This window comes from Leptospira licerasiae serovar Varillal str. VAR 010 (assembly GCF_000244755.1).
Classification (GTDB): domain Bacteria; phylum Spirochaetota; class Leptospiria; order Leptospirales; family Leptospiraceae; genus Leptospira_B; species Leptospira_B licerasiae.
Map to the genome: position 1 here is coordinate 1 of NZ_AHOO02000008.1, position 25,224 is coordinate 25,224.

Annotated in this window: 17 protein-coding genes and 1 pseudogene; 8 read left to right on the forward strand and 10 right to left on the reverse strand. The window is 36.5% G+C overall.

Annotation, left to right across the window (positions count from 1 at the left end; genetic code table 11):
• From LEP1GSC185_RS10395 to LEP1GSC185_RS10405, 3 genes and pseudogenes are all read left to right on the forward strand, one after another.
• Positions 1 to 578, forward strand: a pseudogene (locus LEP1GSC185_RS10395) (transposase); the annotation flags it as partial.
• On the forward strand, positions 568 to 897 hold the full coding sequence (locus tag LEP1GSC185_RS10400) for an HNH endonuclease (protein WP_008590771.1): 330 nt from the start codon (positions 568 to 570) through the stop codon (positions 895 to 897). The pseudogene LEP1GSC185_RS10395 and the gene LEP1GSC185_RS10400, both read left to right, overlap by 11 nt.
• Positions 854 to 1,516, forward strand: coding sequence for a hypothetical protein (locus tag LEP1GSC185_RS10405; RefSeq protein ID WP_008589538.1), 663 nt, complete (start codon positions 854 to 856; stop codon positions 1,514 to 1,516). Before LEP1GSC185_RS10400 ends, LEP1GSC185_RS10405 begins: the two co-directional genes overlap by 44 nt.
• Positions 1,517 to 1,601: 85 nt before the next feature.
• Here the strand turns inward: LEP1GSC185_RS10405 and LEP1GSC185_RS19705 are convergent, their stop codons facing one another.
• The 6 genes from LEP1GSC185_RS19705 to LEP1GSC185_RS10430 form a co-directional block, all read right to left on the reverse strand.
• Entirely contained in the window at positions 1,602 to 1,874 is a 273-nt protein-coding gene (locus LEP1GSC185_RS19705; RefSeq protein ID WP_008596706.1) for a hypothetical protein, read from the reverse strand.
• 271 nt (positions 1,875 to 2,145) lie between these two features.
• Positions 2,146 to 2,889, reverse strand: coding sequence for a hypothetical protein (locus LEP1GSC185_RS10410; RefSeq protein ID WP_008590524.1), 744 nt, complete (start codon positions 2,887 to 2,889; stop codon positions 2,146 to 2,148).
• Between the two features lie 78 nt (positions 2,890 to 2,967).
• The gene (locus LEP1GSC185_RS10415; protein ID WP_008596708.1) at positions 2,968 to 3,420 is read right to left on the reverse strand and encodes a TIGR04452 family lipoprotein; all 453 of its coding nucleotides are present in this window, start codon (positions 3,418 to 3,420) and stop codon (positions 2,968 to 2,970) included.
• A 104-nt stretch (positions 3,421 to 3,524) separates the two neighbouring features.
• Complete coding sequence (locus LEP1GSC185_RS10420) at positions 3,525 to 4,100, reverse strand: hypothetical protein (protein ID WP_232298406.1); 576 nt, start codon at positions 4,098 to 4,100, stop codon at positions 3,525 to 3,527.
• Entirely contained in the window at positions 4,097 to 11,347 is a 7,251-nt protein-coding gene (locus tag LEP1GSC185_RS10425) for an RHS repeat-associated core domain-containing protein (protein WP_008591441.1), read from the reverse strand. Before LEP1GSC185_RS10425 ends, LEP1GSC185_RS10420 begins: the two co-directional genes overlap by 4 nt.
• Before the next feature lie 283 nt (positions 11,348 to 11,630).
• Positions 11,631 to 12,242 carry a hypothetical protein gene (locus LEP1GSC185_RS10430; RefSeq protein WP_008590240.1) on the reverse strand — a complete coding sequence of 204 codons (612 nt, stop codon included), beginning with the start codon at positions 12,240 to 12,242 and terminating at the stop codon, positions 11,631 to 11,633.
• Positions 12,243 to 12,431: 189 nt separating this feature from the next.
• Here LEP1GSC185_RS10430 and LEP1GSC185_RS10435 point away from each other — a divergent pair, with 189 nt between their 5' ends.
• Positions 12,432 to 13,301, forward strand: coding sequence for a tyrosine-type recombinase/integrase (locus LEP1GSC185_RS10435; protein ID WP_008591090.1), 870 nt, complete (start codon positions 12,432 to 12,434; stop codon positions 13,299 to 13,301).
• Positions 13,302 to 13,423: 122 nt separating this feature from the next.
• Positions 13,424 to 14,317: an HNH endonuclease gene (locus LEP1GSC185_RS10440; protein ID WP_008589817.1), complete on the forward strand. Its 894-nt coding sequence runs from the start codon at positions 13,424 to 13,426 to the stop codon at positions 14,315 to 14,317.
• Positions 14,318 to 14,364: 47 nt separating this feature from the next.
• Here LEP1GSC185_RS10440 and LEP1GSC185_RS10445 read toward each other — a convergent pair whose 3' ends face one another.
• Positions 14,365 to 15,366, reverse strand: a complete 1,002-nt coding sequence (locus tag LEP1GSC185_RS10445) for an NADase-type glycan-binding domain-containing protein (protein ID WP_008591546.1) — start codon at positions 15,364 to 15,366, stop codon at positions 14,365 to 14,367.
• Positions 15,367 to 15,736: 370 nt separating this feature from the next.
• On the opposite strand from LEP1GSC185_RS10445, the gene LEP1GSC185_RS10450 reads away from it, so the two are divergent.
• Positions 15,737 to 16,414 carry a hypothetical protein gene (locus LEP1GSC185_RS10450; protein WP_008589401.1) on the forward strand — a complete coding sequence of 226 codons (678 nt, stop codon included), beginning with the start codon at positions 15,737 to 15,739 and terminating at the stop codon, positions 16,412 to 16,414.
• Between the two features lie 174 nt (positions 16,415 to 16,588).
• On the opposite strand, the gene LEP1GSC185_RS10455 is transcribed toward LEP1GSC185_RS10450, so the two are convergent.
• The 3 genes from LEP1GSC185_RS10455 to LEP1GSC185_RS10465 are packed head-to-tail and all read right to left on the reverse strand — an operon-like array spanning position 16,589 to position 22,963.
• Positions 16,589 to 18,493, reverse strand: coding sequence for a heavy metal translocating P-type ATPase (locus tag LEP1GSC185_RS10455; protein WP_008591159.1), 1,905 nt, complete (start codon positions 18,491 to 18,493; stop codon positions 16,589 to 16,591).
• 59 nt (positions 18,494 to 18,552) lie between these two features.
• On the reverse strand, positions 18,553 to 21,657 hold the full coding sequence (locus LEP1GSC185_RS10460) for an efflux RND transporter permease subunit (protein WP_008591556.1): 3,105 nt from the start codon (positions 21,655 to 21,657) through the stop codon (positions 18,553 to 18,555).
• Positions 21,623 to 22,963, reverse strand: coding sequence for a TolC family protein (locus LEP1GSC185_RS10465; RefSeq protein ID WP_010514610.1), 1,341 nt, complete (start codon positions 22,961 to 22,963; stop codon positions 21,623 to 21,625). Before LEP1GSC185_RS10465 ends, LEP1GSC185_RS10460 begins: the two co-directional genes overlap by 35 nt.
• 916 nt (positions 22,964 to 23,879) lie before the next feature.
• Here LEP1GSC185_RS10465 and LEP1GSC185_RS20315 point away from each other — a divergent pair.
• Together LEP1GSC185_RS20315 and LEP1GSC185_RS10475 are read left to right on the forward strand one after the other, a co-directional pair.
• Positions 23,880 to 24,335: an LIC_11090 family protein gene (locus LEP1GSC185_RS20315; protein ID WP_008589852.1), complete on the forward strand. Its 456-nt coding sequence runs from the start codon at positions 23,880 to 23,882 to the stop codon at positions 24,333 to 24,335.
• Between the two features lie 79 nt (positions 24,336 to 24,414).
• Positions 24,415 to 25,194, forward strand: coding sequence for a hypothetical protein (locus tag LEP1GSC185_RS10475; RefSeq protein ID WP_008590697.1), 780 nt, complete (start codon positions 24,415 to 24,417; stop codon positions 25,192 to 25,194).
• Positions 25,195 to 25,224: the final 30 nt, after the last annotated feature.

The window sequence follows — 25,224 nt, forward strand, 5'->3', positions numbered from 1 at the left end:
CGCGACAGAGGGAGGCGGTTCGGATTGAGAGGAAAGGATTTGTCCGGAAAATCCAAAAGAAAAGAACTGAAAATTGGCTTCAAGATTCTTTACAAAAAATCCAATTTGAATCCAAGACTTTTGAAGAAATTCCGAAAATTCAGAATCATAACGGTTTCGGAATACTAAACTCCTCTTCTACAATTTCAAAAGCCAGAAAGTATGAACGACCCGAACTTGAAAAATACAATTCATTCTGGTTCAATTCGAATACAAAGAAGTTTCAAAGAAACCGAGAACTCGAATATCAAAAGATAGCAAGTAAGATTTGGAACTGGATCCAAGCGGGCAGAAAGAAAGGTAAACAATACTCAGTTATTGAAGTTTGTGACGAGTTAGAAATTCATAAAATAACTGCTATGACCATTCTTAGGAAATGGATAAAGCTCAGACTAATTACAAGGAGGCGGATCGGATTTGCTCGGTATGATAGAAGAATAAATTTCTACATAAAACCGCTAAAACAAGAACTACCTTTAATTCTATACAGTAAGCTCAGGACAAAGGCTTCCAAACGGGTTACAAGAAATGAAAAGTAACCCGAGGAAGAAAAGAAAGAAAATCTATAAGTTCAAAGCTGAGGATTTCTATAAGATCTTAGATCACCAAGATTACAGATGTCTCCTAACAGGAAGAGAACTTCTTCCTGAAAATACAAACTCTGAGCATATAGTCCCTCTTCGTAAAGGCGGCAATCATGAATTCAATAATATCTGCCATGTAGTAGCTCCCCTTTCTAAACTAAAGAGATATTATACTGAAGAAGAAATCGTTCATTTAGCTGCGGACATTATTAAATGGAAAGGAGAAGATTATGGCTATAAAGAAATCCAAATCAATTTCAAAAAGAAGAAATGAAAAATTCCCAGGATGGTTAGCACAGAGTATTTCTGATAATCTAAACAAGAAACATTCATTCTTTTTAAGAGAAAAATCAAATGAGACTAAGTGGGTTACCTGGGGTCAGTGTATTCTAAATGCTCAAAAGAATTTCATTGTATATCTAAAAAGAAAGCCTCCTGAAAACATTCATAAAAATCCCAATTGGAAGTATAAAGCAATTCAAGCAATCTTTTTGATTGAAAAGGTAGTAGTAAATAATCAAAGCGAAAGGCGATTATCACATGTCATAAAGAATCTAAATGATTTTGCCTCTAACCCTCCAAAATTCGATTCATCTGATAAGCTATTTCTTCGCACCTCTCACTTAGAAACAAATAAGCTCAACGGCTTCGTGTCTGGCTTTCGAAATGCAGATCGAGACATCAAGGCAAAAAGATGGCCAATTTCAGCACATAGAAATGGCTTGCGAATGATGCGGACTGAATTTCCGGATTTAACAAGGAGTAAGTCGGATTGGGATATTTGTTTTAAACAAGCCAAAGCAAACCTAAGTCATTTCCAAGAAAGTGAATGGATTAAAGCTTTTGAAAAGAATCAAAATAAGTTTAATAGGATATTGTTAGATACGCTTTAAGGTGGAGTAGACAAATGTAAAGAGTTATAATAATATAAGGGTTATCTACTCCATCTGGCTAATTAAAGGAGAATTTCAACAGAATTCAATTAAACCAGAATCGATGAATTTCTTCTATAAAATATTCATCAGTTATTGGATATCCTGATTTAGAGCCAATTACTGAATCGATCCCACAATTTGGACAAAGAGCCGTTTTACCCCTTGGATCTTCTTCGTCGCACCATTCCAATATCTTTTCTGGATCAAAATTCGATCGGCAATAGAAACAACAACACAGGTCACTTTCCATAATTTCAGAATGATGAAATATAGAATGCTTATGAGCTTTTCTTAAAAATTCTTCGGTAAATTTCATCGGCCTATTTTCTCTTGGATCGACTTTTCTAAAACCTTCATTTACTAAGTCCCCAATGCCTATCGGGTCTAGATGATATTGTCTCCCTCATTTGAAGTTGTATTAAACAATGAGCACAAGAAGGAAATCTCGGAAAAACAAAGACATTTGTTATCCCTGTTCCAGCACAATCTTATAAGTAAATTTCTGCAAGGCAAGTTTTAAGGGACCTGATTCTAAGTAAGCGTATCGATTTCTACAGCTTCCATGCTCTCTCAATTCATCGTAGCTGCTACCGAATTGTGCAATTCCCTTTAGTTATATAATCTTTGATATTTTCCAATGGGAACGGATTACTATACAGAATAACTCCTTTCGAAACGGCCCGTGGAGGTATTAAAATACTTCCCGAATCGATCTTATTGTTGAAATCAAGCGTCGTAACAAAATTCAGATCTGAAAAATAACTTCCTCCAACTTTTGATGGATGGTTTTTATCTATCTCTTGCTTTAAATAATCCATTTCTTCGCATTTACCTTCAAGACATGCGAACATGGCATTTATTGTGTAGATCGTTATGGCCGATATTGCTATGAAATTATAGAAATTTTTGACGGTTCCCTTCCAATTGAAGCAACTAACTTGTTTTGGGTATTCCGTTGATTTTAACGGAATTAAGCTATTATCATCCAACTGAAGATTTAAGTTCCTGAGAGAGAATGATTCAGTCTCGTCCGAGTCGTTTTGAATTAAAATTAGCCCTACTAGATAATCCTGGGAAAGGTGAATTAATGCTGAATCAGTATTATCTACAACAAAATTAGAAAGCAGATGATCAACGAAAGGAGAATCTGACTTTAGTAAGATTATTCTCCCTTTGATATCATGATCCGATATCCTAAAGACTTTTATAACGTTTAGTTCTTCATCCCTAATTGTATCTGGATGAAAATCAATGGATTGCTTATCTCGATCGGGAAGTAAGCATTGGCATAGGAATAACGATATTAGGAAAAATAGATGATTTATTTTCATTCTTAGGTATTAAAGAATTTCCCAATAAACTCCAGGAAACTTTAAAATGCAATTAATTGCACTTAAGGTCCAATGCATTCACTTATTCTTCGAAGGGGTATTAGAACTTTTACCCATGTTTTTATCGATATACAAATCGTTAGGGCTTATATTACAATAATCACTGCTCAAATAAGTTGTAAATGAGTCAAAGTCAGTAAGGACTCCGAAAGACCGAATTACTGTTGCACAATCTTCTACATCTCTCTTTTTATAATATTTAGATTCATCAACTTTGAAAACTAATTCATCTATAAATGATGCATATAGTACATCTGCGATTACATAGGATTCCAATTCAGATCCAGTTTTGCCCTGCGCTGTAAAAGCTGCATTTGCAGTTAGGTAATCCCCTACCATTGCAGCATTTATGAGCCTTTTTTTAGCCTCATCTCCCTTATAGGTATCAGTAAGACCTAAAGTGTCGACGACCAGGCAATTTACTAAAAAACTGTATAATAGCGTAATTATAAATATGTTAATCTTTTTCATTTGTCCGTCCTGGGGATTTTATAAAGAATATACAGAAACAATTTTCTACTAAGTTACATCAGTAACGAAAGATTACCATTAAATTAATCAACTCTATTCACTAATTAAAATTTACATTTTTCATAGTTACTTTCTAAAAAGCTACTTTCTATACTAGCTGTTAAAGTAACCAAGGTATGTCCTGCATTGGCCTGTCGCTCATCCGAATTTTTTGGTTCAGGATATGGAAATCCTTTATAATGAAGAGTAATTCTAAGAGATTTGTTTTCCGAAAGGTTGACATCTTCAAATATTTTGGTGGTATACCCATACAAATATTTCCCGAGACGAACCTCGTATTTATTTTCCCCGCCATATATAGGAAAAACCAATTCACATCCCGCAGGGAATCTGAATTGTTCGTAATTGTTCCAAAGCTTGAAAAAATTCAGTCCTCTATCTGGATTTATTAAAACGCTTCTCTCAAAGACGGTCCCCTTTTCTTCTCTCAATACAGCTATCATATATTCCTTATAGGAAAGCCTTTGAGTTCCATCAGAAAATTCGTTTGGCAAATAGATTTTAATAAAGTTATTTTTCGAATCGAAAACTGGATTTGGCATATGTTGCCAATACAAAATATTACCTCTACAGTTCATAATAAACGAAATAGAAAAAATAAATATCAACAACCGATTCACAGACTCCCTCCGCATGTATTTCCAGTTGCTTCTGCACCTTTTACAATCAATCCAACAGGAATTGGACTAAAAATATCAATTGTATTTATAAATGATTCTAAATAATTACCTTGCGATAAATTATAACCTGCGGAACCTCCAGAGTAGATTTGTAGTATTTTACTTAATGTAATACTCGTTTCAAACAATGGGACACCACTTATATAGTTAAAACTACCAAATACAGGAACGTTTCCGGGCATCACACCCAATCCCGGCATCCCAAAAAAGGCAATCGATCCGGCAGTGACGGCGAATGAGACTGCAGCTGCGTAACAACCGGCAATTCTCGCATTCTTCTCATTCCAGCGTAAATGATTCAAACTAGATTTAGAATAACCTCCCACAATATAAGCTTGAAAAGTAAATGGAGACAATACAGATCCTGCTGCAAGGATTCCAACTCCTAATCCAGTATAGAGAAGTATTGGAACTGCTGCTGAAGCAAGTAATGCTACACCTACTGCCATTGCTAGTGCAGAGAAAACCAACATCGATGCAACACCTAAAGCAAAAAGTCCCGCGATGATTGCCGCGCCTGCAACGGTCATAGCCAATGCAGCTGCCATAAGTACTGCACTGACTCCTATAACGGCAGCCGCTGCTGCAAGAACAGTGGCTTGAATCAAAGCAACCCCACCTATAACTAATCCAGCAGCTCCGACAATGGCCGCTGCTGAACTCGCAAGAAGAGCTGTTGAACCGACTATCGCTGCGGCGCCCACACCTGCTACTACAAGTGCGGAAGATCCGAACAGAGCCGCTGATCCGCCAATTATTCCAGAGGCTAGACCTAATCCAAGAGCTGTGCTTCCTCCAACTACAGAACCAATTGCTGCGCCTCCAGCTCCTATTGCTCCTGCACCCAAGAGCGTAGCACCAGCTATCATAGCAGCAGCCGATCCTGCAGCGCCTCCAGCTATTACTCCGCCAAGAGCAGTACCTATGGCTCCTACGGGGTTCAATATCAACATTGCACTGCTAAGTGTTAAACTAAAATTTAAGAAACCTAGGCCGTTACTACTCAACCAAGAACTGAGAATACTATGGCCGCTTGGATCTGTGTAACTTATCGGATTACCTTCAGCATACGCGTAAAGATCCATTCCCGTTGGACGACTCCCATCAATTACAGAGTCTGCTTGTAGAAATCTACCAAGAATTGGATCGTAATATCTTGCTTTATAATAATATAATCCGGTTTCTCTGTCTTCCTCTTGTGATGTATATTTATATCTAAATACATCTGGACCAAAAGAATCTTCCCTTTGAATTTCTCCATAAGGTTTATATGATACATGAGAGGCTCCAGACTGCGCTCCTCCTGTGACTCGATTTCCTGACCCATCAGTTGCCATAACAATAGATCCCAAATGATCCGGATGAAGAAATAGAAATCCAGTTATTGGCATTCCTGCCCCTGAGCCAGGTTCGTAAGGACTACCGATTCCGGTTGCCCCCGAATCAATGTAAGGTACCATTGTCCAAGGGGCATTACCGTTACTTCCTGGTAAAGCGATGGAACAATTTGAAAAGGAAATTATCAAAATAGGTGTAATAAACTTGATCGTTAATTTCCAAAGTCCGTCCCCAAACGAAAGTAACGCGAACGCGACACCTAAAAATACTGTAACATATAAAAATGCGATATTCGTTCCAGGAACAAAAAGCAGATATTTAATTCCTCTAATAGCAATATCCTTAGATTGCCAGAGATAAGTATTCCAAGTAGATCCGAGTCCCGAAGAAGCTACGAGCTCTTGATTTACGTAAGAAATTAGATCTGGGTTCTGTCTTGACCACTGACCGACTAAATCTCCAGAATTTCCTTTGAAATATAGCGTATGCTGCGGAGACTTTCCAGGAGTTAAAACAACTTCATAAATTCCACCCAATGTAATCGTCTTAGTTCCATCACTACTTCTTGTTTTTCGAATACGAGTTCCAGAAAAATCGTAATCAAATTTGATCGTCTCCCCGCTTGCAGTATCAACTTGTTTCAATTTTTGAAACGGATTGTAAGAAAACGATTCGTCATTTTTGTTAATTACGTTTCCTGCATTATCGTAAACGTAATGATAAGAAAGGTTATCTCCTGAAACATCGGTAGCTGCATTTTTATGTAAACTATTTGAATAGGAATAAGTCAAATTCCCTTTTTTAAGAAGTCTACCTGAATCCGAATATTGGTATTCTTCTGCTCCATAAACTCCTGTAGCAGAAATAAGACGACCAATGGAATCATAAGAAAAACTTTGAGAACGAACTGGATTTTTATTATCTGTTATCGAAGAATAATTTCCATAATCGTTATAACTGTAATTCAAAACTTGGTAAGAATCTGAGTCTTTACTTGTTTGGATACGAACCAGATTTTTCTTCACAGGATTATAATAAATATTTGTATTAACTCCATTTCCCAAAATCCTCTGAATCTTCAAAAGCCCATCCTCTATCTTAGGTCCGGCGTATTGAACTACTGGAAAATCAGAACCACTACCATCTCCCGGAGTCAAAGTTACAGCAGAAAGGTAACCGGCTTCAGAATAGAGATTTTTAACAATACTTCCTTCCGGATAAGTAAATTCTTCGACTTGCCCTTGAAGATTATATTTCTTTTGAATGATAAAGGTTAACTCTTCTTCCGAAAGATGTTTCTTAAGAAGTGTTTGGTTACCTCTGGCATCATATTCAAAATCAGTGATTCCTAAAGAATCAGTTACTTTGGTTAAGCGGCCTATTCCATTTGCTACGGATTGGTTATCGTATTCGTAAACTTGATATACTGTTTCTCCCTGGGAGCCTATTCCCGCAATCTGTGTAACTCTACCCAATACATCATAGGAGTATTCGATTTTAGAACCACTCGCCAACCGTTGTTCCTGAAGATTTCCTGAATTGGAATCGTATATGTATTGAGTTGTCCCCGAATCCGGGCTTATGACTTTTGTTTTTCTCCCAGAAAAATCACTCTGGATGTAAGTAATCCCATTTTCAGGATCTATGATCTGAGAAATTTGACCATTCGATGCGTACTTATATTGAGTGGTCTTTCCTTGTAGTGTAGAAGACACAGTTTGCCCTAAAGAATTTTTTACTTCAATTTTTTCTTGTATAACATTACCGTTATTCGACTCTTTTACTGTGGTAATCAACCCTGATACCGAAACTGAAGTAGAAGATCCGTCATTCCGTTCAGAAAGGACCATGTTTCCTTCGGCATCGTAAGTAAAACTCGTCCAAGAAAATGGGTTAGACCCTTCTAAATAAGAATCTATTTTCTTTACAGTTTGCCCTTGAGGATTACCGTATGTTTCTTCTACAAGTACATAGCCATTCACTAAACTGCTTCGTTTTTTAGTGATTCCTGTAATTATATTGTTAGATTCTTCCTGCCAACTTTGGCCGTTACTTCTGCGGAAAGTTTTTCGTACTAACTTATTCTCTAAGTCTCCTGTATTTTCATATTCTATCTTCTCGGACCATTCCGACTCCCCAGGAAGATAGCTTAAAACTGCTCTTCCAAAAGTATCATATTCGGTTTTAGATACAACACCATTAGAATTTGTGTTAGAAACTTCCAATCCATTGGTTAAATTATATTCTTTTAAAGTAATATGGCCGAGGGAATTGGAAATCTTGATTGGATACTTATGTACTATGGAATCATATTCTATTGAATTTGTATTTCCGTTAGAATCAAGAGTCGACGTTGGATTTCCATATTCATCGTAAGCCTGGATATATTGATTTTTCCAAACTCCATCGGAAACCAATTCTCGAACTGCAGATACTAATCGACCGGAATAATTAAACTTCTTATCAGACAGTAATTCTCCATCCTTAAAAAGCTGAATTTCAGTCGGCTTTCCTAAAATACTTTGGCTCCAGTCATTTAGATATGTTGTCTTTTCTGACAATATAGTTCCATTTATGGATGTTACTTTGTTTAAAATATTTCCGTAAGAATCATAGGTTTTCGAAATTAATGAAGAAGAAAAAACGTTCCCTGCTTGGTATTTTATCTCAGAGGTATCTCCAGGTAATACCAAGGTCCCGCCAAAAACAGAAGTCGATTTATTATAACTCCAGGTCGATTCAGAAAGTAAAATACCATTCTTTTTAATCTTTTGATATGTAGGTCTCCCGGACATCTCGATAAAACTTGGATCGTATTCTATCTCTATCGTTTGATTCAGAATCGAATCGGTCTGAGTCATTTTCTGAAAACCGATATAAGTAGAATTTCGAAAACCTCCTAGATAAAATCTGGCAAACGAATATGAATAACTTCCCGAACTTAAAATAGTATCCCCGGTTTTTTGAGTTAACCTGGTGATTAGATAATCAGCTCCCCCAAATGGAACAAATTGGGGAGAAGAAGAATTATACAAGCTCGGTTGAATTGCTCCCGGATGATTTTTCGAAAGTTGATATTCTAAATTTAATTCTACATTACCCTGGGAGGAATAAGATCCATTTTCAACCTTCGAAAGAAGTCCACTCGGAAGCGCTTGATTGAATCGAATATAATGCAATTCTAAACTGGATTCATAAGGAAAACTTCTGTAAGCGATGCTCGATATTCCAGGAGCGCTACTCGCAACAGAAGTTTGAAGATTTACTTTATTACCCTTTAATCCTAAAATCTCCGGCTTACCATCAGAGTTTGTATCGATCGAAAGGAAGTATCCGCCCGTAGTCCAGCTATCGTCTCCATTTTCAGAGTAAGTAACATACCCATTCGAATCCGATTTCGCATATGAAACCGCCAAAACACCGTTCGCAGCATCATATCTTAAGAAATCAGCTTTGTTATCTCCGTTTAGATCTATGAAATCTTTTCGATTCCTCCAATTAAAATAAGAAATAGAACTCGAATCCCCACTACTGGAAGTGGAAGGTATATAGGAATCTAAATCAATAGCTACTTCATAAGAACTTGCGTTACCAATCGTAACTATAAACTTATAGGTAGTAACAGTTGTTACTACGCCATTCGAATCAGTCTGATCTATGCTCGTTACATCAGCTCTAAGAGTATCTAAAGCACCATCTCCATTCAAATCTTTAGAAACATCTTGGTTCCAATTTACCTTGAAAGGAGTTAGGTATTTGGAATTCATCGAGTCATAAATTTCTACATTAAAAAATGAGTTGGAAAGGTCGGTATTATCATAAGATATTCTGTCTTTCACTCCATCTCCAGAAAGATCAGCCTCTACATAAACCGTATTGGAACTTGAACCAGACTCTTTATTGGCAAACGCTCCATTAACGTTGATAGTTTGAAGAGGACTCGCTCCATTTGTTAAAAAAGTTCTCCCCGTAAATGGATAATAAGAGATACTTCCTTGGTTACCTGGCATAGAGAAAAATGCAAAGTCCAAATATCCGTCTCCGTTTAGGTCTGAAAAGAACTGGTCACCCTTGTTACCGAAATCGGTTCTTGAAATTTTATTTGTTTCTATTATTTTAAGTAACCCATTCTGCAAATCTAAAAATGTTACAATAAGCTCTTGAGAAGTGGAATCATTGATCCTTACAAAATCCGGAACTCCGTTTCGGTCCAAATCTACAAATTGTTGGAATGACGTTCCGTAAGGAGTAATAGTTAATGTTTGGATTTTTTGAAACCCAGAACCAGTAGAAGTATATACAAGTAAATTATTATTACTGTCAGCCTGGATGAAATCGGTCTTACCATCCCCATTTACATCAAGGACAAAATGTTTCGCAGAAGAAGCTCCCAGACTTTGTGCAGTGACATTTGAATAGGATTCTGAACTGAAATCAGGCCCATAGTAAACTTTCAGGGCTTCGCCGTTATTCTTTAAAATGAGAAAATCACTCTTTCCATCCCCATTAAAATCACCTGGGAGTATTTTTCCGATACTTGTAATTCCAATATGTTCCCCAACAGTGGCATTGCTTGTAGAAATTGGATTACTAGTAGAAGCGTTCCAGTCAGATAACTTGGAAACCGAGAACTTTTGATTCGTCATGTTTCCTGTAATTTTTACCAATTCCGGAGAACCGTCCCCATCCGTATCTGCCGGAGTAACGAATGTAGAAGTTACCCCGTAAGTGCAAACATTTTGATAGGAAGCAATTCCTTGTGCACATAAAATCCTAGCATATCCCAAAGTCGCCGCCATACAGGCTGCGCTAGCCGTACATAAACAAGCTGTCTGCGTAGCTGCACAGCTGGATTGAACATTTGGATTCATAGCTTGGAAGGAAACATCATAATTCTTTCCGTTCGAATTAAATAGATTAGCCTGAGTCGTTCTTTCTGTATAAGAGAAATTGATTGGTTTATAATTTTCCCTTTCGAAGGAAGATAAGATAGGCCCTCGATCGGTAGTGTCATAGCTAAAATCGTAAGTTTCAATTAGCTGTTCTGAACCGCTCGAATCTTTAGCATACACTTCTATTTTGTCTAGAAGCTTCTTTCTAAAGGCAGCTTTCGTAAGATAGAAGATCTGTTCACGAAAACCACTAGAGCGGTCTTTATATGAAAAAACTATTCTCCCATTCCCTCTAGCATATTTGATTTCTTGAGGAAGAGGTTCATCAGAAATAGTAGTGTCCGAACTGTAAATGATATCATAGCCATTTCCAAAAGAATCTCTAACCTTATCTAAATAGGAAGTAATAGCAGCCCCATTAATTAAGATGATTGATCCGGAACCGTTAGTATCATTTCTCCCATATTCGTAAGTAATTCCGGATTTATCTTGGAAAACCCAAACGTTTCCATCTAATTTAATCTTATAGAAAGATTCCATCTTGGATCGGTACACACCGCTCGTGCTTGTCTCGATCAATTCTCCTAAAAGACTGGAGCTATAACCATCGGTTGCTCCAAAGTGGACCCCTAAATTAGGATTTTTTAAAATTCTCGGAAATCCTCCTAAATTCCAGCCGCTTCCCAAGATAGACTGAGTTCCACTTGCCGTATAATCGATCGTAATCGAAGGAACTAAATCTCCCGCTCCTGGAGGAACTTGGATATTCAGAGAAAAACTGGGTTTTCCTGTTATCCCAATTTGGATATTCGGGAGAGGAAGCGGAATGCTAGTTTCTCCACCGGAAAACACAGACGCGAAATAGTTCAGAATGGGGCGTAACGGATTCCAGGCAATAAAGAAGAAAGAGGCTATTAGAACGAATAAGGTAACTGAATTTTTTTTATTTAGTCGCATATCCAAAACATCCCCACAGGGACATGAACCAAAATTAAGTAGCGTTTAATAAAAGCACGTTACCTGATTCATCAATGTATCTAATGCGAATTCATAAGGCAAATATGTCAAAAGGAATTGAAGAATTAACAAATATTTTCCAATTGAAACGATTGCTACAAGTTTGAAAACGAAATTAAAAATTTATTACTCAGGGAACTTTTCCGGAAGACTGTGGTCCCCACCTTCTGAGGGTAAAAATGATCTTAAACTAATTTTATCCAACCTGGACTAATATAAAGAGTTATAAACCTTCCTTCGCAATATTGTCTAAATACTTTGCCTCGAATTTATATCTAAGATCATCGCGCCAAGTTCGGCTTATTCCCAAATACTTATTCAGTAATCCTGCATTTTTATAATTACCGTAAATAATGTCTTTAATTTCCGCCTTACGCTTTTCAAGCTTCGGACTAATGGAACGCGAATGAGTTACAAAAAGCTTAAATATCCCTTTGACAAGAAGATCCTGCTTATTGAATATATGCACTTTGTTATTATATTTGTCCTTCGCTTTAATAAACCAACGTGAAGCCATCGGATATTTGTCCAAAAGTTTAATATAGTCTTTATTCGAAATCATGATCTTTGGAGGATTAAGCTCTCGCGCCTTTTTGATTGATTTAGTTCGAGTAAATTCGCCATGTTTTTCTAAAATATACTCATATACTTCGGAATATCTTTTAAGTCTCAAGTCTCTTATAGTCCATTTAATAGCGTAAGAATAAAAAATGGGTTTAGGGTATGGCACAAGAGGCAATGATCGAATTTCTTGTTGTATCGACCTCAATTCTTTTTGGAGAGAAAGTAAATACTTTTGCTTCTTCGTTATTTCCGCGCTTTTACTATTTTTCATTTCGAAGAGTTAACCAAATCAATTCCGTACTTAGATCTTAGAACAATTATTTATTAAAATTCCTTAATTATCTAAAGAAAAATAAAAACTGCGAGTATTTGATATATATCAACCCAATCCATACAACAAATAAATGTTTGGTGACCGCATGTGACACCCAATGTCAAAATGGGAATATTAAAAGATAAAATGATCTCGGATATGATCCTTCACGGCTATTCAGATAAATCCATAAAAACCTACACAGATTGCATGACAATTTTCACTCAGCATTTCAAGATCTCTCCCCTTGATATGAATCCGACACACGTATATAATTTCTTCCTTCACTTAAGGAAAACAAAGTTAGCCGAATCATCTATAGTCGTGTACTATAGCGCAATTTTGCTATTTTATACTTTTGCCAATAGAAAATATATGATGAACCTAATTCCGATACCGACGAAAGGAAGAAAAATTGCAACTGTGTTAAACAGAACTGAGATCGCCAGTTTTTTGGAACATTGCATTACACTTAGAGAAAAAGCAATCTATACATTAATATATTCTTCTGGAATCAGATCAGGAGAGTTAGAGAAGCTTAAAGTCAACTGTATAGACTTTGAAAGAAAATCAATCTTTATACAAGCAGGAAAGAACAATTGCGAACGCTATGCGATTCTTTCTGACCAGGTCGCATTCTTACTCCAACAATATATCGTAAGTTATCGTCCGATTTCCCATCTCTTCTATTCGTCAAAAGGCAAGAACTTTTCTATGAGTTTAAGAAGGATTCAGGCTAGATTTAAAATAATAGCAAGCGAAGCAGGTATCACCAAAAACGCAACCGTGCATACGTTAAGACATTCATTCGCAACGCATCTTTTAGAAGATGGCTATAGCATCTTCTATATTCAAAAGTTACTCGGCCATCTTTCAATACACAGCACCTTGATTTATCTACATGTAAGTCCGCATCATTTAGCAGAAATACCAAGTCCAATCGAAAAAGTACCGATTGCAAAAATGGGAATATTCGAAACAGATTCGCAATATGACTTAGGAATTTCGATGCTTTAAAAAAGGAATGCTCATAGATTCTCTCGACTGGCGTAAAGTAACATTATTACTATAATGAATTTACATTTCTTCCTTTATCAATTATAAAATCAGGACTAAGTTTTCCCCTGGAGGATCTACCAATGGGGCTTCCCAGATATTTACAAAACATGAAACGAGAAATCTTAAATGAGATTAATGCCGACTCTCTAAGCAGAAATACACTTATGAAATTCATAAATTTCAATCTAAATAGTACAATTATATATAATCCTCATCCTCGCATGCATTGGCCAATATATGTAAAGCACAAGCCAATCTATCATGAGTTTGAAACTGAAGGGAGAAAAGTAGATCCAGAGAAATACTACTTGAGCCTACGCGACCCAAGCTATTGCATTAATCAAGTATTGAAAGATCATTACGGATTCTTTAGACTCAAATATCGCGAGAGGCTAGATTTCGAAGAAACTACATCTTATTTCTTTATTAAATTCCAAAGACGTAAATCAAACGGAACTTGGACACGAATAGAAGAGAACCGAAGAGTAAAAATCAAATTTAGGCAGACCAAATGGTTAGAAAAGGTTAACACGAACAAACAAAACGCACATATCGCCGAATGGAACTCAAATCAACTTCTGTATGATGTAAAATATAATAGAAAATACAATACCCGCGGCTTTCCACCCACGCTAAGTCGCCTTATTTTCGAAAGAGACCTCTACACTTGTCAAATTTGTGGGATAACAAAAGAAGAAGCAATGAAGAAAGGTCTCCATATGGAGGCGGATCATATAGTCGAGTGGGAAGATGGAGGTGAAACCTCTTACAAAAACGGCCAAACACTCTGCTCGCAATGCAATAAAGCGAAGTATCATTTTAAGAGATTAATGTCAGGATACAGGAAGAAAACCAGTAATAATATGCATAGGAAAATCAATAACGATCAAAGAATTAAGATAACACGCCTAACAATAAAGGAAGGACGTCGACTTTCAATAGAAAATTGGTTCAAAATCAACCAAGACACTTGAGAACTCTTTGTCTAAAAACTAATTACGTCCGGTGATACTTTGAGATTTTAATTATTGAATTCGAAGATATTTGTACTTATAATTTTTAGATCTTGTCCCAATTTTTCAACCTGTCCATTTTCCCTTTCAAACACCCATGTCTTACTCGCCATATCAATATTTATAAATCTGTAGCCAATTTTTTTATCTCTATATATTCCATCCTTCTTTCCTGGCTCAACATAGCCGGGATCTAAATCTTCCCGGACTGAGCATCTTACTTTTATCGTTTTATCCGATCGAGTCCAGCTATCACAGGATAAATGCCAAGTATGTGCATACTCTACAAATATTTTGTCTTCCACTAAGCTAATCGAGGCATTTCCAGACACTTTGCTTGCATCCGATATCCCTTCTAAAGTTAAACTAAAATCAGTTTTCGTCTGACTATCCGCATTCGTATAAGTAAGCTCAATATCATTACCAGCGGTTTCTTTTTTATATTCTAACTCCTCTTTTGCTTTCCTAAGGTCAGCCTCTTTCTTCGTGATTGCGTTTTCATCGAAAGAATCCGATAGTATTTCATTGCTATTTATGCTAATCTCGCTAATGCAAGTATCATTGGCTTTCCCTTTATATACAGAAAGAATAATGAATTTCAATCTATCTGTTTCAAGCTTTTCCGGAAACCGAATCACAGAACTTTCCGGTTGATCAATGATGGTAAAATTATACTTTTTCCCATTAGCTTCTTCAACTTCGATATCCTTTACTCTATTGTTATTAGAAAAAAGTTTTCCGTAGGCATATCCATTCTTAATTAGGAAGCTATCGATCACTTTTTTATCAGGAAAATTTAGCGTAATAGTTTCGCCAATTCCTTCGGTATTAGTTCCTTCACACCAAGGGTCCAAAAAATCATCAAAAAGCTTGTTACCAGAATAGGTTGTTTCACCTTCACTCAGAAAGCTGCTTACTACAACCTCAGATGGCTCAACTCCCAAATGTACTTCTTTGTTTTTACATGCTGTGATGGTTAGTAAAAGTAGAACGAAGCAAATACGATTCATCGAAAAAATCTCTTAAAGAATTTAATAACGACCACTTAGTAACCTTAATGATTTAATATCAATTCTTTTTGCCCAAAAGGGGGTTTGCAATATTCATTGGGCGAACTTATTTCCAGATGAAACTTCAATTGAGGATAAAAGAAAAAAGAAAACGCTTGTCAAGAAAGTCCTCGAAAATAAAAGTAAAGTCGAAAAATAAATAATGTATTTCTAATATTAATTATATAATATCCAAGTTCCGATAATCGCTATTTATTCTCTTTCGAACACTGGCCGATTAAGTGAAAATTAAATGTAGCTCATTTGGAAGTCAGCCCGGAACAAAGTTGTATATAGAAACCTATATAAATGCTAAACAAGGATTTTGTAAATGGGTAAATTTAAAAAAAGTGTCATCTTAAGTATATTTATATTATTTAATATTGGTATTTATCCCGAGGAACACTACAATTTACCTCCCTTAATCTTAGAAAAAGTTCAGCCGGCAATGGTCGAAGGTATGGAAGTTAACTCGGATCAATGCTATTCATTTTGGGATAAAAATTTAGAGAAAAGGAATCAAGGGATAGATTTCTCAGTAGATGAGGCTATTAAAAATGGAAGGGAGTGGGTAGCAAATCAATACCCTGATAATAATTTTGATATCAAATTAACTAGTATAGGTCTTTATAATAAAGGAATCGGACTTAAATACAGTCAATATTTACGCGGGGTTAAAAGTTTAACATTAGCTGTTCATTTAATTATTGGGAAATACGGCGTTTCAAGTGCATATTTATGCTATCGGAAAATTAGAGAACTTGAGATTCCGAAAAAAACATTCTGCACTGAAGAACAAGCTCTAACGCTCTGGGAGAACCATGCTAAACAAAAGTATAAAGATTACAGCCTAATGGCGACATTTTTGTATTTAGAATATTATAGGATTGAGAATTCAGATTCTTGGAGAATGGAGCCATTTTACAATATAAGAGCTCACGATATTAAAACTGAATTTAGAGTAAATTTATACTCATGTGAAGTTGTTACCTTCGATAGAAAAATTTGAGTGCAACATTTTAGCTTAAAGCGAGATAGTTTACTTATAATCTTTCTTACTAAAAGTGTAACCCATGTGACTGGTTTAAGGTGTTACCTATGTGGTTGATCGTTCAAATATAACAAGAACGCAAAGCGACAGATTGTCCATTATGGGAAGTAAGCTCTATTATATATCCGGCCATCATTCTAAATTAATAAATTTCATCCTCTGGATTCGCATAGCATTCAAAATTGCTAAGAAAGACACCCCCACATCTGCAAAAACTGCCTCCCACATTGTTGCAAGTCCCCCTGCCCCTAAAACTAAGACTATAACTTTGATAGCAAATGTAAGAATTATGTTTTGCCAAACCACTTTCTGCGTTTCTTTCCCAATTCTTACTACAGTTGGTATTTTTGTAGGCTTATCATCCTGAATTACTATATTCGAAATTTCAATTGTTGCATCGCTTCCGATGCCACCCATAGCAATTCCCACATCACTCACTGCAGCTACCGGAGCATCGTTAACTCCATCTCCCACAAATGCGACAGATTCAAATTTAGATTTTAATTCTTTTACCTTTTCTACTTTATTTTCCGGTAAAAGATCACCAAAATAATCCCTCACCCCAATGTTCTCTGCGACAAAGCGAACTACTGAAGACTTGTCTCCACTCAGTATCATTGTTCGTATATTCAAACGATGTAATTCTTCTATAGTTATTCGAGCATCTTCTTTAATTTTATCAGCTATAATAAGATAACCTGCAAATTTATTATCAATAGAAAAAGCAATAGTCGTGTTGATGAAGCTAGCAGGATCTACATTATAACTTATTTGGAACTTATCCAACAGCTTAAAGTTGCCAACTAAAATCTCCCTTCCATTAATTAGCGCTTTCATCCCTAAACCCGGCACTTCTTCTATATTCCCAACGCTCAGATCTCTATTGATTTCACCCACATAATTGTGAACTGCAGTTGCGACCGGGTGAGTAGACTTACTCTCAATTAAATTTATATAATCTAAAACCTTCTTTTTGTCAAAACCAGGACGTATACTGACTTCCTGAATTTCAAATATACCTTCCGTTAAGGTCCCAGTCTTATCCATTACTACATTTCGAATTGAAGCCATCGCATCTAAGTAATTGGATCCTTTAACAAGAATACCACTCTTAGATGCGGCTCCGATCCCGCCAAAATAACCCAACGGAATCGAAATAACCAAAGCACAAGGGCAAGAGATTACCAAAAAGATTAGAGCTCGATAGAACCAATCGTTGAATACATAAGTGTCTAAATAAAAATATGGGATAAAACAAATTCCTACCGCGAGGAGAACGACGATAGGAGTATAGATCTTAGCAAATTTTCGGATAAACTTCTCAGTCGGAGCTTTCTGGGTAGCAGCCGCTTCCATAAGGGTTAAAATTTTTGATAGTTTACTATCCTGATAGGCTGTTGTTATTTTAATTTCAATTACGGAATTTAAATTTATCATACCAGCAAGAACTGTATCACCTTGTCGCTTTGTATCCGGTTTACTTTCTCCGGTTAATGCAGCCGTATTAAAACTCGCTGATTCTGATAAAAGTTCTCCATCTAAAGCCAGTTTTTCACCTGGCTTCAGTTGAATTATCTCTCCAATCAATACCTCAAAGGCCTTCTTTTCAAAATACTCATTTCCGTTCATGATAAGCACTGTATCCGGTCTTTGATCTAGTAAGTTTTTTATATTTAGTTTCGCTCTCTCTACAGATAGGTTTTGAAAAACCTCACCGATAGAGTAAAACAACATCACGGCGACTCCTTCTGGATATTCCTCCAAATAGAATGCCCCCATTGTAGCAATACTCATCAGTAAGAACTCGGTAAATATCTCTCCATCTTTCAAACTTTCCAGGGCCTCTTTGATTACAGGAAACCCAACAGGTATATACGCCAAAAAGTAAAAACTAAACCGAACCCAACCATGAAAGAAGGTATTGGAAAAATAGTTTTCCAGTATAATTCCCAAGATCAAAAGAAGAAATGAAAGTGTTACCGGAAGGAAAACCTTAAGGTTTTTCAGCTTTTCTTCATTCTCTATTTCTTTATTCATATTATAATTCCTTAATAATTATTCTTACATCATTAACAAAGTAGTTAAGGAATTATAATTTATTCTTTCTCTAACCAGTAATAGAAGACTGGTAAGATAATTAGAGTCAAAATCGTTGATGAAACAATTCCTCCAATCACAACTGTCGCTAAAGGTTTTTGAACTTCTGAACCGAGTCCTGATCCGAACGCCATCGGCAAAAATCCGAAAGAGGCTACTAGAGCGGTCATGATAACCGGCCGAATCCGACTAGTTGCTCCTTCAGTTACAGCCTGTTCAACTGTCACTTTAGGATTGTCTCTTAACCGATGAATCGTATCTAATTTTACCAATCCATTCAATACTGCAATTCCGGATAATGCGATAAAGCCTACATATGCAGATACGCTTAAAACCATTCCTCTAAAGAATAGAAACCATATCCCTCCTGTTAAAGCAAATGGAACACAGAAGAATACAAGTATTGCTTGGCGGAATGATCCAAGACCCATGTATAGAACTACGAATATCATAAAGAGTGTTGAAGGAATGATCACCAATAGCTTGGTTTTTGCACTTTCAAGATTCTTTATTTGCCCTCCCCAAAATACAGAGTATCCAGGAGGTATTTGCAGAGAATTTACCTTGTCCTTAGCTTCTTGATAGAAGCTCTCCAAATCTCTTCCTCTTAAATTTACAGACACCGCAACGAAACGCCTTGCTTGATTTCGAGAAATTGTCATCACCTTTTCGGTCTTTTCTATCGAAGACATTAAACGGATTGGAAGCATCCCACCATCTTGTGTACCAATGTTTATATTGGCAATTTCCGCCTCACGATTTCTAAAATCTTCAGATAACCACATTTTGATTGGGAATCGCAGCTCTTCTTCGTAGTAACCTCCTACCTCGAAACCGCTCATCGTTGCCTCAACAGAAGCGTTCAAGGCAGGCAAATCAACATCATAATAATTTAATTTAACTAAATCCGGAACAATATCAATTACCTTGGCCTTTCTCAAAGCCATAATCGGATCTAATTCTACCTCTTCAGCTCCCCTTATACTTTCCAATGTATTCTTCAAAGTCTCTTGCAATTCAAATAATACATTCAGGTCCTTTCCTAAAATCCTAACGCTGATATCTGCCCGACTCCCCTCCATTAATTCGTTAAATCGCGCCTCTAATGGTTGGCTCAATGTTAACTCCGACTCTGGAAATTTTTCAGATACAGTTGTGTGTATTTTATCTAAAAAGGCTTCCCATTTCTCAGTCACCAAGAGATCGGACAGTGATTCTTTTTTCAGAATGATAAAGGTATCTGCGTTAAACGGCCCCATTGGGTCGTTAGCTACAGAACTCGTTCCTACCCTTGAAAAAACACCTTGAACTTCGGGAAGAGTTAAGAGCAGTTTCTCAACCTCTTTTTGTTCCCTAATACTTTCCTCGATGCTCACATTGCCTTCTCGAACAATAACAAGCATCAAGTCCCCTTCAGTAAGTTTTGGCAAAAATACAGTCCCTAAACGAGTGTATAAAAATCCTGAAAGAAGAAAGAAAAACAGTGATGAGAGAGCAATCATCTTAGGTCTTTCGAGCATCTTTGGTAAAAAATTTCTATACCACGTCACGAACTTACTTTCTTTCTCTGCATGAACATTCTTACTGTTTGGCGTCATAAAGAAATACAGCAACGGAGGAAGAAAGAATATAGCAAGAATCAAGCTAAACCCTAAAGCTAACAGGACTGTCTCTGCCATTGGTCGAAACATCTTGCCTGGAATACCGTCCAAACTCAAAATAGGAAGATACACCAACATAATAACAATAATCCCAAAAGTCACAGGTTTCAAAACCTCAATCGAGGATTGAAAAATTATCTGCCTCTTCTCTGCGTTATTAGAATAGGATTGCTTTTCGAATCTAGACAATACGCTTTCTGCAATTACAATTGAGGCATCTACTAAAAGACCGAAATCAATTGCCCCGAGACTCATTAGGTTTGCAGAAATCCCAAAGTATTTCATACCGAGAGATGCGAGTAGCATAGAACCGGGAATTATAGAAGCGACGATTACTGCTGCTCTCCAATTTCTAAGAATGAAGAACAACGTAATGATTACAAGAATTGCACCTTCTCCTAGATTTCTTAATACAGTATTAATTGTTGCATTTATTAGAAAAGATCTCTCCAAAAGAACACTAACTTCTACATCCTGAGGAAGAGTCAGCTTTTGGACAGCTTGATTAAGTTCATCATTCACTCTTTCACTATTCTCGCCTCTTAGCATTAAGGCAGTTCCGAGAATTATTTCTTTTCCTCCGGCAGTTGCTCCTCCGAGTCTGAATTTTCCATGTTCTTTTACTTCTGCAATGTCCGATACACGTATAGCACCACCGCTTGCCATTCTTTGTACAGGAATCTTTTCAATTTCTTGCAAATGGTTTTTTATTCCATTAATCCTAACGATCGCAATCTCCTTACCTCTCGAAATGATCCCACCACTAAAATTCTCTCCTAATGTAGAGAGAGTCTCGATCAGCTTGTCAATAGTAAGACCCCATCTTGCCATCTTGGAAGGAACTAAATCGATATGTATTTCCTTTTCATATCCGCCGTTCGAATCCACTTCCACAATACCAGGAACCATGGATTTTAATTGGGGACGGACTACATAATCTTGAATAGTTCTCAGATATAATAGCCTCTTCTCATCTGTCATCTTTTCCAATTCTGAACCGGGTTTAGCTTGAACTGAATAGAAAAATATTTCACCTAAACCAGTAGAGTTAGGTGCAACTTCCGGTGAAACATCATCCGGGAGTTTATTTTTGGCACTCGATAACCTCTCTAATACAAGAGACCTTGCCAAATATATATCCGTACCTTCTTTAAAGATTAAAGTTAAATTAGAAAGTCCGAATTTAGAAACAGAACGAATATCAATTAAATTAGGCAACCCCATCAATTCCGTCTCTAGAGGAAAGGTAACAAGCTTCTCTACTCTCTCCGGGTCTAACGGCCCGGTATTTGTAGTTACAATAACCTGTACATTTGTAATATCCGGCACAGCGTCTATTGGCACCTGCTTAAGATTAAAGAAAGAATAAATAAAAAGAAATAATACGATCCCTATAGATAGAATCGAATTATTTAGAACCGTATTTAAAAGTTTGCTCAGCATTTTTCAATACTCCTATAATGTCTTTTTCATTGGTGATATATAGAAGATTGAGAAATGCTTCTATATGCGTTTGTTGCGCATCCAATATGGCATGGTATGTTTCGTGAAGTTGATTCTCCAACTCCAGATAACTTAAAATTTGAATCCGAGATCTGGAAAATTCAGTATCCGCGAAGGTAAGGTCATTCTCAATTTCTTCCAGCTTAGACAAATCGAATAATTTAATATTAACTTTCGATTTCTCATATTCCAAAATTGTTTGCCGAAGATTCATTCTAATTAGATTCTCTTGCTGCAGTACGTTATTCGATTTTGCGTCCAAATTTTTTGCAGCGGAGGCAACTTTATTTTGATATTGATCCCATACTGGAACCCTGAACTTTAAACCCACATCGAAATATCTGTTTGCAACCCCAGATTTATCTTCTCCAACCTGGCCAATCACTGCATAGTCGGGATATTTTTCCAAACTAGCTAAGCGATATTCAGTTCTTGCTTTCTCTACTTCTCCTCTTGCAGTCAATAGCATCGGGTTGTTATCAATGGCTTTTTTTTCCAAATCGCTTTGATCAAAACGAATCCCGTCTTTAAAAAAGGGCAAAGACAACAAAGGAACCGAATCAAATCTAAGATACAAATTCATTGATTCGTAATTCTTTGAGGAGAGTAACTCTAAATCATTAAAATGTTTCTTTAAAGTCAGTATCCTTCTTTCCAAAATGAATAAATCAGTTTTGGCTTGAGGAGTTATAAAAGGTCTTGATCTGATATAATTTTCGATTATAGCAAGTCTACGTAGCCTCTCTTTCACATGGCCTCTATTTATATCAGCCATAAGATATCGATAAGCAAATTTTACTGCATTCAGTCGCACTGAGTTTGTAGCTTCAATAACTTGTATTTCTTTAATCTTGGAATCATTATCCACTAAGAGTTGTTTTAACTCTTTTCTTCCGGGGAAATAAATAGGCTGCTCTACTTGAAAAGAATATTCAAAGCCGGACTCATTTGCAGCCTTTCTCTGACCATAATCCATGGATAGAATGGGGTTCTGAGTCATCCCCTCTTGCCTCTTTCTAAAATAAAGGCTTTCTAAGTCTGAGCTTAAAGAGAGAAGTAATGGTGAATTGCGTTCTGCAATTTCGACAACATTCTCCATTGTAATCTTTGCCGATTTTTTCTCTGCAGGTTCAGCTCCAAAATTAGGAACAACACTTAAAGAGAAAAATATGATCGATAAAACGAATTTGTTTAAATTAATAATTCTATAGAGGTAAATATTCCTCTTAAATAAATAGCAGTACACAGCTAACCTCCACGTTTTAAACTTAACTGTCTAAAAACGTGGATATTTAAATTAGAATTCGGATGGTATTAAGGCTAAAGATCGGATCAGAATGGACATCAATTGGAAAGATCGAATCTCGCAACTCTGAAATAGCAATTTCGATATTTAACAACGAATCTACAAAAAATATATAACTGCTTAGAAATGAAAGATGAGCAAAAGAGCTAAAAAACTTCTCTTTGTACGATATGTTTATACTACCAGTATCCCATTCGCAATCAGACTCCTCTTGCGGCGCTGAAGGCTCATGAGACAAATCCGAACCATGCATTTCACTTAATTCAATAGGACTCACCGAATCAAATCTGCATAACCTATTACAATTAATAGATAAAATACATGCAGAAAGGAACGATAAGCTTAACAGAATTTTATGCAAGCTCGGAATCATAATCAAAACTTTAGACGGACTAAAAGTTTGTAAATAACAAATTATTTAAAACTAATTAGCCCCAAAGGCGATAATGATAATTCAGAATCAAATTTGTATGAGTTATAATATATATAGCGAAAATCAATAAAAACGGCCCGAATCCTGAATTCCAGCGTATCTGAAACAATTATATGAATAGAAATGAAAGGATTATCTATTTCTAATTTATTCAAATTCGGATAGAAGGTTAACCTAAATCAATAAAATTCGATTCTTCTCTTTGAAATAATAACTAACAATGCGTTCTAAATAGATCTGTATCGATTTATCTACAAGTTTGCTAAAAACGATTTCATTATACGATTATAGCCGTATTAATAATTCCTACTCTATCAAAACTATAAATTACTCTTAAACTCATTCAAAGCTCGTTTGTATTTTTTGTTTGACGAATTAAACTCGGCCAAGGATTTCTTCAATCATTCGGAATTGCATTTAAATTTGTTTCTACTCAATTTAATAAAATCAATTCTATTCCTTGCATTGACTCCCGGACTACTTGTGCCTAACGAAGGATTTATCTGGGAAAAATTGTTTTCGAAAAGCCGAATCTGCAACTGTAATCATAATTCAAAACGAGATATCCATGCAAGCGCAGAAGACGATTTCTTTCGTAACATTCGTCTGGTGAATACAAGTTTCACCGAAAAAACGAACCGACCCAATTGCCATTCACATCCGGAAAGCCCTGTTCACGAATGCGCTTGTAAAAAGGAAAAATCAGATCCTTTCTTCTCACAAATACGTCTTATCTCTCATTATGTTATCGCTTCCAAAATTTCCCTGAGTCCTGTCATAGAATATTCCTTTCCGATGAAAGGCATAGACTTTGCAAAACTAACTTTAGCTCACGGAAAAAGACTCAAACGACCACCTAAATCAATTTACATATCTTAATTCCAATTTCGCTTTCGGAAGTTCGCAAGTAACGTCCGGAGTAATTTTTAAACAACTTATAATATTCAGGAATATAAATATGTTATTTCGTTATATACAGATGACTGCGGTCACTCTATCTCTATTCATCTTTAATTGTTCTCAACTTGGATTCGTTCCTAAAGAAGAATCTTCAAATCAAATACTAATGCAAACTCTCTTTGGAATCTCCACCGAAGAAGGATGTTCGATCAAAAATCTTTCGCCCATTTCGAATACCCTCTCCTATTTAATCCCGCAAAGAATTGGCTATGATTTGTATAATTGTTCGCCTGCCGATCTGAAAAGTTTGGGATTGATTGGGAATCTATCCGAATTGGCGGAAGGCATTAGCGGAAATTCTTCGAACGCGAACTTTTATAGCTCGGGTAATATCGCTTTACCAAGCTCTAACGGCGGAACAAATCTTGAGGTTTCCTTCTCTCTAAAATCCGGAGGCAGTCTTACTACCTATGTTTATGGATCTGGAAATCCAATCTCCGGACCAGCAATTCGTTTAAGTGATTCGAGTCGGGAACAATTCTATTCAAGTATGACCAACGATTTCGAAACGATTAGCCAAAGCACATCCGCCTTAACTTCGAATACGAATCATATATACTGTATAGACTTCCAATATGCCAACTCCGAACAGTGGATCAATGCTTGGCCAAAGAAATGTTCTCAGATTTCGCAATCCGAACGTAACTCGATGATGATGTTCCCGGTAATGCAAATGATGGATGTCCCATCCTATTCGGGAAGTCGCATCGGTTTCGTACTCAACGGAGCCAAACTTACCTCTTTTGCGATCGGATCGATTATATCACAAGTCGATTGATCATCCTAAATGAGGGTCGCTTCATAGCGG